This is a genomic window from Gilliamella sp. X-46 (genome assembly GCF_057063525.1).
Genome location: NZ_JBXSQH010000006.1, coordinates 89,145 through 103,383, shown reverse-complemented (window position 1 = coordinate 103,383; position 14,239 = coordinate 89,145). Strand labels below are relative to the sequence as shown.

12 protein-coding genes are annotated in these 14,239 nt (G+C 37.5%); 7 read left to right on the top strand and 5 right to left on the bottom strand.

Annotation, left to right across the window (positions count from 1 at the left end):
• The first annotated feature begins 132 nt into the window (after positions 1–132).
• The 3 genes from ACYIAJ_RS06490 to glyA all read left to right on the top strand — a co-directional run bounded on the left by ACYIAJ_RS06490 (position 133) and on the right by glyA (position 2,339).
• Positions 133–306 (top strand): hypothetical protein, encoded by a 174-nt coding sequence (locus ACYIAJ_RS06490; protein WP_160401909.1) that lies wholly within the window; start codon positions 133–135, stop codon positions 304–306.
• 50 nt (positions 307–356) lie between these two features.
• On the top strand, positions 357–776 hold the full coding sequence (locus ACYIAJ_RS06485; protein ID WP_483564517.1) for a four helix bundle protein: 420 nt from the start codon (positions 357–359) through the stop codon (positions 774–776).
• A gap of 306 nt (positions 777–1,082) precedes the next feature.
• The gene (gene glyA, locus ACYIAJ_RS06480) at positions 1,083–2,339 is read left to right on the top strand and encodes a serine hydroxymethyltransferase (protein ID WP_483564516.1); all 1,257 of its coding nucleotides are present in this window, start codon (positions 1,083–1,085) and stop codon (positions 2,337–2,339) included.
• Between the two features lie 48 nt (positions 2,340–2,387).
• Here glyA and ACYIAJ_RS06475 read toward each other — a convergent pair whose 3' ends face one another.
• A complete protein-coding gene (locus ACYIAJ_RS06475; RefSeq protein ID WP_483564515.1) occupies positions 2,388–4,565 on the bottom strand; it encodes a hypothetical protein in 2,178 nt (725 codons plus the stop codon).
• A 194-nt stretch (positions 4,566–4,759) separates the two neighbouring features.
• Between ACYIAJ_RS06475 and ACYIAJ_RS06470 the strand changes: the two genes are divergently transcribed.
• Positions 4,760–6,685 carry an ABC transporter ATP-binding protein gene (locus ACYIAJ_RS06470; protein WP_483564514.1) on the top strand — a complete coding sequence of 642 codons (1,926 nt, stop codon included), beginning with the start codon at positions 4,760–4,762 and terminating at the stop codon, positions 6,683–6,685.
• A 74-nt stretch (positions 6,686–6,759) separates the two neighbouring features.
• Here ACYIAJ_RS06470 and ACYIAJ_RS06465 read toward each other — a convergent pair whose 3' ends face one another.
• Together ACYIAJ_RS06465 and tpx are read right to left on the bottom strand one after the other, a co-directional pair.
• Positions 6,760–7,941, bottom strand: a complete 1,182-nt coding sequence (locus tag ACYIAJ_RS06465; protein WP_483564513.1) for a sugar transporter — start codon at positions 7,939–7,941, stop codon at positions 6,760–6,762.
• 141 nt (positions 7,942–8,082) lie between these two features.
• The gene (gene tpx / locus ACYIAJ_RS06460; RefSeq protein ID WP_160401914.1) at positions 8,083–8,595 is read right to left on the bottom strand and encodes a thiol peroxidase; all 513 of its coding nucleotides are present in this window, start codon (positions 8,593–8,595) and stop codon (positions 8,083–8,085) included.
• A gap of 285 nt (positions 8,596–8,880) precedes the next feature.
• Here tpx and ACYIAJ_RS06455 point away from each other — a divergent pair, with 285 nt between their 5' ends.
• Positions 8,881–9,234, top strand: coding sequence for a DMT family protein (locus ACYIAJ_RS06455; protein WP_483564512.1), 354 nt, complete (start codon positions 8,881–8,883; stop codon positions 9,232–9,234).
• Positions 9,235–9,406: 172 nt separating this feature from the next.
• Here ACYIAJ_RS06455 and apbC read toward each other — a convergent pair whose 3' ends face one another.
• Entirely contained in the window at positions 9,407–10,501 is a 1,095-nt protein-coding gene (gene apbC, locus ACYIAJ_RS06450; RefSeq protein WP_483564511.1) for an iron-sulfur cluster carrier protein ApbC, read from the bottom strand.
• A gap of 207 nt (positions 10,502–10,708) precedes the next feature.
• Between apbC and metG the strand changes: the two genes are divergently transcribed.
• Both metG and ACYIAJ_RS06440 read left to right on the top strand, forming a co-directional pair.
• Positions 10,709–12,736 (top strand): methionine--tRNA ligase, encoded by a 2,028-nt coding sequence (gene metG, locus ACYIAJ_RS06445; protein ID WP_483564510.1) that lies wholly within the window; start codon positions 10,709–10,711, stop codon positions 12,734–12,736.
• A gap of 568 nt (positions 12,737–13,304) precedes the next feature.
• Positions 13,305–13,796, top strand: coding sequence for a hypothetical protein (locus ACYIAJ_RS06440; protein ID WP_483564509.1), 492 nt, complete (start codon positions 13,305–13,307; stop codon positions 13,794–13,796).
• 127 nt (positions 13,797–13,923) lie between these two features.
• Here the strand turns inward: ACYIAJ_RS06440 and ACYIAJ_RS06435 are convergent, their stop codons facing one another.
• Positions 13,924–14,112 (bottom strand): hypothetical protein, encoded by a 189-nt coding sequence (locus ACYIAJ_RS06435; protein ID WP_483564508.1) that lies wholly within the window; start codon positions 14,110–14,112, stop codon positions 13,924–13,926.
• Between the last annotated feature and the right edge of the window lie 127 nt (positions 14,113–14,239).

The window sequence follows — 14,239 nt, the reverse complement described above, 5'->3', positions numbered from 1 at the left end:
GCTACAAATAAGGTCAGCACCTTTCACGGGAAAAGTCAGGAAAAGTACAAATGGCTTTTTACGTTATTTAAGGGCGAATGCGGCAACGCAGTAAGCTGGTAGTATTAAGATTAAGGTGCAAAAACGAGCAACATGAACAACTACGCTGATGCGGGCTTCGTCAACAACAACTACTGGACAAGCGACGCAACAGGTAGCAATGGCTTCAATGTCAACTCGAACAACGGCAACGTTAACAGCAACAGCGCTTCCAACAGTAATTACGCTGTTTGCACCGAGGCCTTATTACAGTGTGCTCTGCTATGAGTGAATTGGAGTTAATAGATGTAAACGGTTTTCTGTTTTGTAGGACAATTATGCACAATAAATTACCTAACTTTACTCAATCAACTTTTGTTCAACCTAAAATATTTAATGATTTAGTGACATTATACCAATGTTATTGGCAAACGCATTGCCACTTACCAAAGTCTTTTAAATTTACCACTGGCGAAGCAATATTGACCGAGCTAACTGGGGCAATTCGCTCTGCAGTATTATCTAATATAGTTGACCGAGATAACATCAAAGAATGCCAATCCGCCATTAAACAGTTACAACATATTCGCGCCTCGTTAGATGTTATCAAAGGATTATTGTGTGTAGGTTGGAAAATGAAAATGATATCACACGGTGCTTTTGCTTTATTCAACCAATCCATCGACAACATCCAAAAGCAGACCACTGGTTGGCAACATTGGTTTATGGCGCAGGTGAATGATGAGGATTTAAGCTAAAACAAAAACAAAATTAAAAAAGCGCATTAATTTAAACGTTTTTATTTCACAAAAAAACACCTTATTTACTTACAAAAATCGGTCAGAAAAGGTATTGATTTTATTTAAGTTTTTTTCTGGCTGTTTTTTAACAAAAAACGCCTAATAAAAACACAACAACCCATCCTTCAATATAAATATTTTTTATAACCTCAAAAAAAGATTGAAATCATTTGGTTGTTAAGTAACCATATGAGCGTAATACCCATTTTTGCTAACGATAAAGCAAAACCAGATAAACTACATAATTGATGATAAGGATCCAACATGTTTAGTAACAAGATGGCTATTGCCGAGTACGATAAAGAACTGTGGGATGCGATAAAAGGTGAAGAACAGCGTCAAGAAGATCACCTTGAATTGATCGCATCAGAAAACTATACCAGCCCACGCGTAATGCAAGCACAAGGTTCACAATTAACCAATAAATATGCCGAGGGTTATCCCGGTAAGCGTTATTATGGTGGTTGTGAGTATGTTGATGTGGTCGAGCAGTTGGCAATTGATCGCGCTAAAACTTTATTTGGTGCTGATTATGCCAATGTACAACCTCATTCAGGTTCGCAGGCGAATTTTGCGGTTTATATGGCGCTTTTAAATACAGGCGATACTGTTTTGGGTATGAATTTGTCTGAAGGTGGGCATTTGACGCATGGTTCGCCGGTTAGCTTTTCTGGCAAGCTTTATCATATTGTGGATTATGGCGTTGATGATTCAGGACGTATTGATTATGACAAGTTAGCTAAAACAGCCCAAGAGTCTAAACCGAAAATGATTATTGGTGGTTTTTCGGCTTATTCTGGTGTGGTGGATTGGAAGCGTATGCGCGAGATCGCCGATAGTGTGGGTGCTTATTTATTTGTGGATATGGCGCATGTGGCTGGTTTGGTGGCCGCAGGTGTTTATCCAAACCCTGTTCCTTATGCTCACGTTGTGACTACAACCACCCATAAAACCCTTGGTGGCCCACGTGGGGGCTTGATTTTAGCTAAAGGTGGCAGTGAAGAATTATATAAAAAGTTAAATTCGGCTGTCTTTCCTGGGGCGCAAGGTGGGCCTTTAATGCATGTGATTGCCGCTAAAGCGGTGGCATTAAAAGAGGCAATGGAACCCGCTTATAAAGAATATCAACAGCAAGTGGTGAAAAATGCCAAAATGATGGTTGAAGTGATTATGCAGCGTGGTTATAAAGTGGTTTCTGGTGAAACACACAATCATTTGTTTTTAATTGATTTAGTTGATAAAAATATCACAGGTAAAGAAGCCGATGCGGCTTTGGGTAGTGCCAATATTACGGTTAATAAAAATAGCGTACCGAAAGATCCACAAAGCCCGTTTGTGACATCAGGCGTGCGTATTGGTACGCCGGCTATTACTCGCCGAGGCTTTAAAGAAGCCGAATCGCGAGATTTAGCTAATTGGATTTGTGATGTTTTAGATAATATCGATGACGAGCAAACTATTCAAGCTGTGAAAGAAAAGGTGCTTGCAACTTGCCGCCGTTTGCCGGTTTATCAGCATTAATGATCGTTTCATTTCGCCGACGATTGTCGGCGAAATGGTTTGTTGCTTTTATTTGCCAATATTGGCATTTGTGTCAGTTTTATTTTGGGTTTGTTGTTGTTTGTGCTGCTTGATATAGTGGTCAAGGTAACCTTCATGCCATAACCAGCCTCCTGTCGCTCCAATACCAAGTAAAATAGCTAACCAAAAAATGATAGCCAATTTGTGGTGGCGTTGTTTCATTGGATCTCGTAAGTTGCGTTTTGCATTGGCTGGAAGTTCTGCTTTGCTGGTGAGTAAGCTACCTAGCATTAAGTTGATTTTGACTTGTCCGTTAATTGCCCAACCTGATGCTTCTAGCAGTGGGCCAAGAGTTCTTCGACGCAATTTTAACCATGCCAAAATAACAGAAGGACCAGAAATAATTAGGAATAATCCAATAAAAACCAAAGGCAATTGCCACCAAGCTAACGCAAAAATAGCTTGGAATAGTGTAGCTAATGCCGTGCCGATTGCGCCAATGGCTAGGCCAATTGCGGCAAAAATACCTACGCTTTTGCCAATATCAAATTTATTGGCTGGGTTTTGCAATGCTTGTTCACTTGATTTTGCAACATCGGCATCTTTGCTGCTTGCCCATTTGTTTATCTGTTCAGTAATGACACGTCCCATTCGTTGATAAGGCGCCCAGATTGCTTGTTGTATGCTGATAGGTTTGGTAATGATTTTGACGACATTGGCATCCCAGTCGTTGCCGTCGTTGTCAATAAATACGCCATTACGACCTTCAATCAGTAAATCACCTTTCCCCGCTGTCATAGCGGCAGCAATGAGTTGTTTTTGCCCGCGTCTGGTGCATTCACAATAGAGTAAGCAGAGTTCAGAGTAGTTTGCCATGGTGGCGTGTTTGGCAATATTATCAACTGCAACGCAAAGGGTTGCACAGCGTCCATCAATGTAGAGCTTGCCAAGCTGAAAGGCCGCTCGGGTTTTTAACGAAAAGAAGTCAGCAAAAGACACAAAGTTGACCAATAAGCGGTAAAGGTGTTTGTGGAATAGGACTAGCTTTTCTAATACAAGGACGTCGGATGAGGATATCGGGGTTTTATTGTCTTGTTCAACCATTTGTGTAAATTCGTCCAGCAGTTCACTGTTGGCTAAGTGGGCGATAGTGTTGCTTGGGATATCTTCTATGCTGGCAGATGGCGCGATTTCAACTTTTATTTTTGTTATTTCGGGTTTAGTGCTTATTAATGTGGTGTAAGTTTTTAAGCTGTGTTGGATGTTTTGCCATTCTTGCTCGGTTAGTAAGTCAGGATTGGCTAATGCTGGGGCGATGAGCGTTTTGAGTCGGTTAACTTTGGCTTTCCATAATGGATTAAGCCCATTGACTAAGTCAAGTGCGTTGGTTGTGTCGATTTTTGATAGTGGTAATTGTGCTAAGGCGTCATCAGAAAGTAGCCCATTTTGGGTCGGAACGATGTACTTTTCGTCAACATTGAGGGCTGTTTGCGCTTGTGGAGCATATTGTGCTAGTTCAACGCGTAAAAAATAATCGTCAATTTTGGGTTTGAGTTGTTGGATTAATTTCCATGTCTCGGCACTATTTTCACCAAATGGGGTTGGGGTCTTGCTTATTTGAGTTTGCCATTGTAGCCATGTTTTTAGGTTGTCGACAAAGGTGGTGGCTATATTTAGGTCAATGCCATCTTGTCCGCTCATGTCTTTTTGTGCGCCAGTGGTGTTGATGGCGGTTTGGATGAATGTTTGCATGTCGGGCGATAATTCGCTTGATACAGGGAAGATTAAGTCACCGTTGTAAAGTTTGCTAGCGTTGATTTTGATTGATTGTTGAACGTCATCTTGCGTTAAGTAATTTACGTTGTTTTTATTTAAGCTAGCTAAGATGCTGTGAGCGGTGATAGATAGCTTTTTCCCTTGTGGGGTCGAGGTGTTTATTTGCGATAGTGACAGTGTTTCGCTTGAGTTTAAAATGCTGTCAAATGAGGTGATTTTGTCTTGTGTCCAGCTGATGGCATCGAGAATGTCAGGTATGCGAATTCGGCCGTCTTTGTCTGAGTCGAGTAGCGCTAAGGTTCGCTCATCAAAATCTAACCCTGTGGTTGGACAACTTAAAGCTACCCATAATTTAGGGTCTAAATCAGGTAGATTAATAATGTCATTGGCATTTTTAAATACCACTTGATCTAATCCACCTACGCGCTGAAATGTCCACATGTGACTCATAGTTATCTCCACATCAAAAATAATATTTTGTTCATTAATATAAACAGTATTTGTTTTTTTTGATAGAACAGAACAGTGATTTCTAATATTTGTTAGGCCTATTAACGTCTCTTTGGTATTTGGTTTAGTTGCCTTGGGCAACTTTATGATAGAATAGCGACTTATTATTTAATATCCAAATAAAAACCAATAATATGTCATTAATTAATCTTACCAATGCTTATCTTTCATTTAGTGATGCACCGCTACTTGATCATATTGATATGTCTATTGAACCAAACGAGCGTGTTTGTCTTGTTGGACGTAATGGCGCTGGCAAATCAACGTTACTTAAAGTGTTAAATAAAGAAGTGCCATTAGATGAAGGGCAAATTATTTATGAAAATAATGTGATTGTTTCACGCTTGCAGCAAGATCCTCCTCGTGATGTGCAAGGTAATGTGTTTGATTTTGTAGCAGAAGGATTACACGAACAAGCACAGTTATTACGAGATTACTATGATTTAGCTCATCGTGTTGAGCACGATCCATGTGAAAGTAACTTGGCTAAATTAGCGAAAATGCAAGAGCAGTTAGATCATCAAAATGGCTGGCAATTAGATAGTCGTATCCGTAATGTTATTTCGTCGTTGTCACTTGATGGTGATGCCTTGTTATCTTCGCTATCTGGTGGTTGGCTTCGTAAAGCCGCATTAGCCAAGGCATTGGTTTGTCAACCGTCGGTTTTATTGCTTGATGAACCAACAAACCATTTAGATATTCAAACCATAAAATGGTTGGAAGAGTTTTTGAAAAGCTTTAATGGCAGTATTGTGTTTATTTCTCATGATCGTTCGTTTATACGTCAAATGGCAACGCGTATTATTGATTTAGATCGGGGTAAAATTGCCTCTTGGAGTGGTAATTACGATAACTATTTACTTGGTAAAGAAGAAGCTTTGCGCGTTGAAGAGTTGCAAAATGCTGAATTTGATAAAAAATTGGCTCAAGAAGAGGTCTGGATTCGCCAAGGTATTAAAGCGCGCCGCACACGTAATGAAGGGCGAGTGCGTGCATTGAAAGCAATGCGCCAAGAGTATAGCGAGCGTCGCCAAGTGATGGGCAGTGCTAAAATGCAAATTGAAGAGGCGCTACGTTCAGGAAAAATCGTTTTTGAGCTTGAAAATGTGACCTATCAGATTGAAGATAAATTGCTAGTTAATGATTTTACTGTGCAAGTATTACGTGGCGATAAAATTGCCCTAATTGGCCCTAATGGTATTGGTAAAACGACGTTATTAAAACTAATGTTAGGTAATTTAGCGCCAACATCAGGTAGCGTACATTGTGGTACAAAGCTTGAAGTGGCTTATTTTGATCAATATCGATTAGAGCTTGATCCTGAAAAAACCGTGATGGACAATTTAGCTGAAGGTAAACAAGAGGTGATGGTTAATGGACGATCACGTCATGTACTTGGTTATCTGCAAGATTTTCTATTCCCACCAAAACGCGCCAGAACTCCTGTTCGGGCATTATCGGGTGGGGAACGTAATCGTTTATTGCTGGCTAAACTATTTTTAAAACCTAGCAATTTATTAATACTCGATGAACCGACCAATGATCTTGATATTGAAACGCTGGAGTTGTTAGAAGAGTTGGTTAATGATTATCAGGGGACAGTTTTGCTAGTTAGCCATGATCGGCAGTTTGTTGATAACGTCGTTACCCAATGTTGGTTTTTTGAAGAAAAAGGGCATATTGGTGTTTATGCAGGTGGTTATGCTGATGCTCTGCAACAACAGCAACAGGCGCAACCGGTTAAGGTAGCGGCAGTTAATGATGTTAAACTGCCTAAAAAAGCGTTAAGTACGGCAAATAACAAAAGCAATGATCAAGCCACTAAAAAGAAGGTTAAGCTGAGTTATAATGAGCAACGAGAGTTAACACAATTACCAAGCAAAATAGAACAATTAGAATTAGCCATTGTTGATTTACAAACACAGATTGGGCAAAGTGACTTTTTTAATCAACCCCACGAGGTTACGGGTCCAATCTTACAATCTTTGACCGATAAAGAAGCTGAATTAGAATCTGCTTTTGAACGCTGGGAACAGTTAGAGTCTTTAAGTAAATCATAATGTAAGGGTGTTATTTTCAGCATTATTTATTAGCGTTATATAATAAATAATGCTGTTTTTGTACTTTAAGATTTTTATAAAATGGTTTTATTATTCCACAATTTTCTAGAGCAAAGACAGAAAAATAACAACGCAATGATGACAAAAATTGCGCCAACAAAACCAATATCCTCATTTGATAGTAAAATTAATACTTTACTGCCTATAAAAGCACCTCCACCGATTCCAATATTGTAAATACCTGAATAAACAGATGTGGCAATATCGGTTGCATCGGGCGCTGCATCAATGACTTTGCTTTGCATGACCATGCCAATAATAGTAATCGAAAGCCCCCAAATCAAACATTGAATGATTGCGGTATAAAGCATGAATGAACAGGCATAAAGTGATAATAAACAAGCGATCAATGATAACATGGGAATGACTAATATGGCGGTTGGATTTTTTTCGGCGTATTTTGCAAAAATAACGCTGCCAATCATGCCAGAAAAACCGACTACTAACAATAAAGCGACGATAACATTTTGATTAAATCCGCCAACATCTTTCATAAATGGCGTAATATAGGTATAAGCAGTGAAGTGGCCGGCAATTATAATGGCTATTAATAGATAGATGTTTAGCAGTATTGGGCGTTTTAATACCATTGGAATATCTTTGATAGAGATAATATCCATGCTTGGTACAGTAGGCAATAAGCGGAGTAGTAATATCATCACGCAAAAAGCGATACCAGCAATACATAAAAAAGTCACGCGCCAGCCAACGAGTTGCCCTATGATGGTACCAATCGGGATCCCTAGGATGGTTGCCATCGATACGCCAATAACAATAAAGCCCATTGCTTTAGCTTTTTTACCATTGGGCGCTAACCGAACTGCAAGTGGTGTTGTAATTGCCCAAAATACCGCATGTGCACAAGCAATACCAATTCTTGCTAACATCAGACTGTAAAAATTCCACGCAAATCCGGCTAAAATATGGCTACCAATAAATAGGCAAAATAAAAGGATAAGTAGTTTCCTTCGTTCCATTTTTGACGTTAATACTGTGAGTGGCAATGATAATAGCGAGACAGCCCACGCATAAATGGTGAGTAATAATCCAGCATGAGCCACATCCATTGAAAAGCTTTCAGCAATATTAGGTAATAGCCCAACGGGTACAAATTCCGTTGTATTAAAAATAAATGCCGCAAATGCAAGGCAAAGAATTGATGACCAAATGCGAGATCGGGTAATGCTATTATTCATGATTAAGATTATGGAGGAGGTATGTTTTTATTGGATTATAACTGAATAATTTTGTCTATTAAATAGCTGCTATAAATAAATCTTAAAGTAAATCATCGCCACCACTGTTGGTAGATAATGGCGATGTATTATTGCTTTGATTTATGCTAACGCTTTAGCCGCCGCTAGGGCTTTGTCATAATCAGGTTCTGAAGATGTTTCTTTAACATATTCAACATAAGCAATTTTGTCATTTTTATCAATGACAAATACGGCTCGGGAAAGTAAGCGTAGCTCTTCAATAACTGTGCCATATTTTAAACCAAAATCCAGATCTTTATGGTCAGAAGTAACTTTGACCGCATCAATGCCTTCAGCCGCACAATAGCGATTTAATGCAAAAGGTAAATCAACACTAATTGAAAATATCACGGTATCTTTTAGTTTTGCTGCTTCTACATTGAAACGGTGAACTTGGGCACTACATACGGAAGTATCAATGGATGGTACCGAATTAATAATCCTGATTTTACCTTTAAAATCGGATAATTTAATGGGTTTCATTGCTAAATCTTGCACGATAAAATCGGGTGCTATGTCACCAACGTTGATTTTGGGACCTAACAAAGTAATAGGGGCTCCACGCATAGTAACTTCATTGACTCTTTTTTGCATAACTGTTTCCTTTGGGGATAATAATTGTGTTGTAATAAATTTCAGTGTTGATAGGATAACGACGTTCAATGCATTAAAGATTTTGCACCTATTGGCGTTGATTCAATATAGACCTAAACAGGCTACTGAGCAATAGCGCTATCATGTTTTTAGTGATGAATTAGCCAATTTCAACTATTGTTAATAATGTTGTTTTTTTAATGTAATTAAATTATTTCTATTTTGTATGTTTATTAGACAATGGTATATAATGCCAGTCCCTTTCTTTACTCTTATATCAACACTATGAATCAATTACTTATTACTGTTTGTTTACTGACTTTTAGTAATGTTTTTATGACTTTTGCGTGGTATGGGCATTTGCGGTTTTTACATAACCAAGTTTGGCTAGTGGCGGTGTTTGTTAGCTGGGGGATTGCGTTATTTGAGTATTTATTGCAAGTGCCTGCTAATCGCATTGGTTTTCAGGTTGCCAGCGCAGGTCAATTAAAGATTATTCAGGAAGTAATTAGTTTGTCTGTTTTTATCCCTTTTTCAATTTATATTTTAAAAGAGCCATTTAAGACAGACTATATTTGGGCGGGTTTGTGTCTTTTAGGTGCGGTATTTTTTATGTTCCGCGATAAGATTTTTGTTTAAATTCATTCTAAAACCGTGATAAATATTGAGCATATTTGTCACGGTAATGATCTAAATTAGCCTTGCAAATATTCCACATATTGCGCGGCTGATCGTGGCGATGTTATGCCAAATTAATCATAAAATATCAATAGTATTGGCTGTTGTTTTCGACAGCCAAGCTGATTTTTTGTTATAGCGCCTTAAAGGAAATATCCGGTAAAATTGCTTCGCCTTGCCAATATAGCTCACTGGCAATGCGCCCAGCAATTTGGCAATAAAGTTGGGTAAATTCGCTATCAGGGTGGCTAATAACAGTAGGTTGCCCTGTATCGAGATCTTGGCGTAATATTTTATGAAGTGGTATTTGTCCGAGCAATTTTGTTTGATATTGCTCAGCTAGACGCTGTGCTCCACCTTCGCCAAAAATAGCTTCGTGATGACCACAATTTTCGCAAATGTGGTAACTCATGTTTTCAATAATGCCTAGCGTTGGGATGTTGACTTTATTAAACATGGTCATGCCTTTTTTGGCATCAATCAATGCGATGTCTTGTGGTGTACTGACAATAATTGCGGCCGTTACTGGAATACTTTGTGCTAGGGTTAATTGGATGTCCCCAGTTCCTGGAGGCATATCAATAACCAAATAATCAAGTTCAGGCCATAATGTATCTTGTAATATTTGTAGTAATGCCTTGCTTGCCATTGGTCCTCGCCATACCATGGCGCTATCTGGATCGACTAAATAACCAATAGAGTTACTGGCTAATCCGTGTGCCATAATTGGAGTCATGTGTTTATTGTCAGGTGTTAACGGTTGCTGTTTTTCTGTGCCTAACATGGTGGGAATTGAAGGCCCATAAATATCCGCATCTAAAATGCCTACTTTGGCGCCTTGTTTTTGTAAGGCTAGTGCAAGATTAACAGCTGTTGATGATTTGCCCACGCCACCTTTGCCTGAACTTATGGCGATAATATTTTTTATATTGTTAATGGCATGTTGGTCATTGGCACGTTTTAATGTGGCTATTTTATAGTCAATGTGCCAGCCAACGTCATCAATGCCATTAAGCTTAAGTAATTTTGGGGTAGCTATTTTTTTTAACTCATCAAAAGTGTTTTGCCAAGCAAAGGGCATGGTTAAATTAATGTATAAATGCTGATTAACTATTTCGCATTTTGTTACTGCGTTAAGTTCAAGTAAATTTTTTTGTAAGGTTAAATGAGTAAAACTCTCAAGAATCTTTTTTACTTCAATGTTCATTGCTGTTATCTCTTTATGCATTGATATTTATACTTGGTTCATTTTTAATACTCCCTCTTAAAGAGGGTGGGAAAATTATAATAATTTACCTTCTTTAAAAAGGATTATTTGCCATTTGCAAAGTGAATAGAGTATAGAAATTTTATCAAATTATGGCATAAATCTAGCGATAATCCCACGATTGATGTACTATTTCTGCCATTATGTAATAAAAGGTAATAAATCAACATGACAACTCAACGCAAAATATTGGTGACTTGCGCACTGCCTTATGCCAATGGTGCAATTCACTTAGGTCATATGCTTGAACATATTCAAGCTGATGTATGGGTGCGTTATCAACGTATGCGTGGTAATGAGATCTATTTTATTTGTGCCGACGATGCGCATGGCACGCCAATTATGCTCAAAGCACAACAACTTGGCATTACTCCTGAACAAATGATTAGTGAAGTAAAAACTGAGCATCAGCGTGATTTTGCTGGATTTAATATTAGTTATGATAATTACCATTCAACTCATAGCTTAGAAAATCGTGAAATATCAGAGCAAATTTATAAGCGTTTAAAAGCCAATGGTTATATTAAAACCAAAGTCATTTCACAGCTATTTGATCCTGAAAAACAGATGTTTTTACCAGATCGCTTTGTAAAAGGTACTTGTCCACGTTGTAAAGCCCCAGATCAATATGGCGATAACTGTGAAGTGTGTAGTGCAACTTACAATCCGATTGATTTAATTAATCCTAAGTCTGTGGTTTCGGGGGCGACGCCAATTTTAAAAGAGTCAGAACATTTCTTTTTCGATCTGCCGGCTTTTTCAACTATGTTACAAGATTGGATTCGCTCAGGGACACTACAAGACCAAGTCGCTAATAAAATGCAAGAGTGGTTTGAATCAGGCTTACAGCCGTGGGATATTAGCCGTGATGCTCCTTATTTTGGTTTTGAAATCCCCGATGCGCCAGGTAAATATTTTTATGTTTGGTTAGATGCACCAATTGGTTATATGGGCTCTTTTTTAAACTACTGCAATACACAAAATAAACCAATTTTTGATGAGTTTTGGAATAAAGATTCAACCACTGAGCTTTATCACTTTATTGGTAAAGATATTGTTTACTTTCATAGTTTATTTTGGCCGGCAATGCTAGAGGGTAGCGAACATCGCAAACCATCGAATATTTTTGTGCATGGTTATGTAACTGTTGACGGCGCAAAAATGTCTAAGTCGCGAGGTACTTTTATTCAAGCAAGTACCTATCTAAAACACTTAGATCCTGATTGCTTACGCTATTATTATGCCGCTAAGCTGTCACCACATATTGATGATATCGATTTAAATTTAGAAGACTTTGTTCAACGTGTAAATAGCGATTTAGTTAATAAAGTTGTTAATATTGCTTCACGTTCGGCTGGATTTATTTATAAACGCTTTGACGGCAAATTATCGGATAATGTAGCTGAACCAGCACTTTATGCGTATTTTGTTGAAAAATCTCAAATCATTGCTGATTATTTTGAACAACGTGAATCAGGTAAGGCGATTCGTGAAATTATGACACTTGCTGACGAAGCTAATCGTTATATTGATGAAAAAGCGCCATGGGTGGTTGCTAAACAAGAAGGGCAAGATCAAACATTGCAAGATATTTGCTCAATGGGTATTCATCTATTCCGTATTTTAATGACCTATTTAAAACCAATAGTGCCTTCATTAGCTGAGCGAACAGAAGCATTTTTAAATAGCAAATTAGAATGGAATACTATTGCTAATGCGTTAACTGGCCATAAGATAAATCAGTTTAAAGCCCTATTTAACCGTATTGATATGGATAAAATTACTGCCATGATTGAAGAAACAAAAGAGCAAGCTGCCCTAGCAACACCAGCTAAAACAAATGTTGCTGAACCTATTGCCGATACGATTAATTTTGACGATTTTGCCAAAGTTGATATGCGTGTTGCTTTAATTAAACATGCCTGTTTTGTTGAAGGATCCGAGAAATTACTCCAGTTGACGCTTGATATTGGTGATGAAACTCGTAATGTGTTTTCAGGCATCAAGCAGTTTTATCCTGATCCAGAAGTACTAATTGGGCGTTTAACCATTATGATTGCCAATTTAGCGCCTCGTAAAATGCGATTTGGTGTTTCAGAAGGTATGGTGCTTTGTGCCAGTGGTAAAGATGATGGTGACGGCGTGTACTTGTTATCGCCAGATAGTGGTGCTAAACCGGGAATGCGCATTTCGTAATTTGTATTCTCATCATGTAAAAAAAATGCATCTTAACAAGTTAATGTGCTTGTTAAGATGTTTCAGGAAATTATGCGTTTTATTAAAAATTTTCTGATTTGATAAATAATTGTAGCGTTAGTTTTTTTGGGCTGTTTTTTTATTATAAATGTTTAGCTAACCAACTATCATGCAACTATTTTTGAGTTTGCCTTTCTACTCTAAAAAATCCCATTGCCCTTTGATAGGGCGCAATGAGTGTCCAAAAATAGAAACCAGTATTTAAATCAAGACATTTTATTTTTATACCTGCTCAGGTTGAAGACGATACAACAACTATTTGTTATACTTTTCCTTTGCGTTAAAACTAAGTTAAGTTCATTATTAAGCAATAATTTTTGATTTATCGGGTAATTAATAGAAATTCCAGCTAACACAACTGGAGGATTTGTGTTCTAGCCATTAATTAGTTTTATAATCTATTTTCAATATAGGTATTTTATTATTTTGCTTATCAATTGATGGCTTTATTAAGTTTATTATTGATAGGTTTTTATTAATATTTTAGTAAGCATTTTTTAGGATAAACATGATAAAACCGATATCTAATATTACATTGAAACCGCTACCTAAAGGTAAAAGAGGTAAAATTAGTTCGCTTGTTGAAGTTGATGGTATTTGCTATGGTGAAAAACTAGAAGGTCGTTATTTAGAAATGGCTTTTAGCTATGATGACTGTTATATTTTAATTTTTGTGACGCAAGATGGCGGTGCTTGGGAAGAAGTTTTATTCATCTATCTACTTGATTCAAAAAACTACAATATCGTTGATCGTGCCAGAATTGGCGGTGGACCATATGCTTGGCTTTGCGCTAGTGGCCTTTGGGATGTTAAAATTTTATCTGATCATACGGTAAGTTTTGAATTTATGTCGTTTGAGGGTACTGATGGTTGGTTGCTTAAACTTTTTAAAAAGCCTATAAAAACCTTTCCGTTTACACTTAGAAACCTATTTCATATCTGGCGTCCAATTTCATTTAAACGCCATTTTTTGATCGAAGTAAATAAAACTTCACTTTAAATCAATATGCTATGTTTCTCTTTTATCCTGAAATTTGGCAATCAAAATAACGACTGCCAAAGTTCAATTTTGTTAAAAATCATATTTTGCTGTTTGATTTAACATTGCATGTAAATTCGTTATTGCATTATTTTTGATTTTCTGACGGATTTCCTGAATAAGGAAATATGCTGTCTTTTAGTGAAAAAGAGAAATCTTTTGTATTAATCTCACCAAATAACTTTGTTGCTATCGTATAAAGCCAGTAGAAAATCGGCCATTTGCTTTGCTGTATGGTACTTGGTAAAACTTGCATCATAATTGTATTTACTGACATTATTGGCTTTTTCACCAAATTCTGTTTTTGTCGCAGCCGGAGCTAATAGCTTTGCGGTTAATTGGGCGTTAGCTTGCTTTAATTCCTGTGCTAGCCCTTCGGTAAAGGCTGAAATGTCTTAAGTGGT

Excerpts from the sequence above, each read along its gene's own strand:
- metG (WP_483564510.1), top strand. The coding sequence starts at position 10,709 with ATGACAACTCAACGCAAAATATTGGTGACTTGCGCACTGCCTTATGCC.
- ACYIAJ_RS06465 (WP_483564513.1), bottom strand. The coding sequence starts at position 7,941 with ATGAATAATAGCATTACCCGATCTCGCATTTGGTCATCAATTCTTTGC.
- ACYIAJ_RS06490 (WP_160401909.1), top strand. The coding sequence starts at position 133 with ATGAACAACTACGCTGATGCGGGCTTCGTCAACAACAACTACTGGACA.
- ACYIAJ_RS06455 (WP_483564512.1), top strand. The coding sequence starts at position 8,881 with ATGAATCAATTACTTATTACTGTTTGTTTACTGACTTTTAGTAATGTT.
- glyA (WP_483564516.1), top strand. The coding sequence starts at position 1,083 with ATGTTTAGTAACAAGATGGCTATTGCCGAGTACGATAAAGAACTGTGG.
- ACYIAJ_RS06440 (WP_483564509.1), top strand. The coding sequence starts at position 13,305 with ATGATAAAACCGATATCTAATATTACATTGAAACCGCTACCTAAAGGT.
- ACYIAJ_RS06485 (WP_483564517.1), top strand. The coding sequence starts at position 357 with ATGCACAATAAATTACCTAACTTTACTCAATCAACTTTTGTTCAACCT.
- ACYIAJ_RS06435 (WP_483564508.1), bottom strand. The coding sequence starts at position 14,112 with ATGTCAGTAAATACAATTATGATGCAAGTTTTACCAAGTACCATACAG.
- ACYIAJ_RS06475 (WP_483564515.1), bottom strand. The coding sequence starts at position 4,565 with ATGAGTCACATGTGGACATTTCAGCGCGTAGGTGGATTAGATCAAGTG.
- ACYIAJ_RS06470 (WP_483564514.1), top strand. The coding sequence starts at position 4,760 with ATGTCATTAATTAATCTTACCAATGCTTATCTTTCATTTAGTGATGCA.
- tpx (WP_160401914.1), bottom strand. The coding sequence starts at position 8,595 with ATGCAAAAAAGAGTCAATGAAGTTACTATGCGTGGAGCCCCTATTACT.
- apbC (WP_483564511.1), bottom strand. The coding sequence starts at position 10,501 with ATGCATAAAGAGATAACAGCAATGAACATTGAAGTAAAAAAGATTCTT.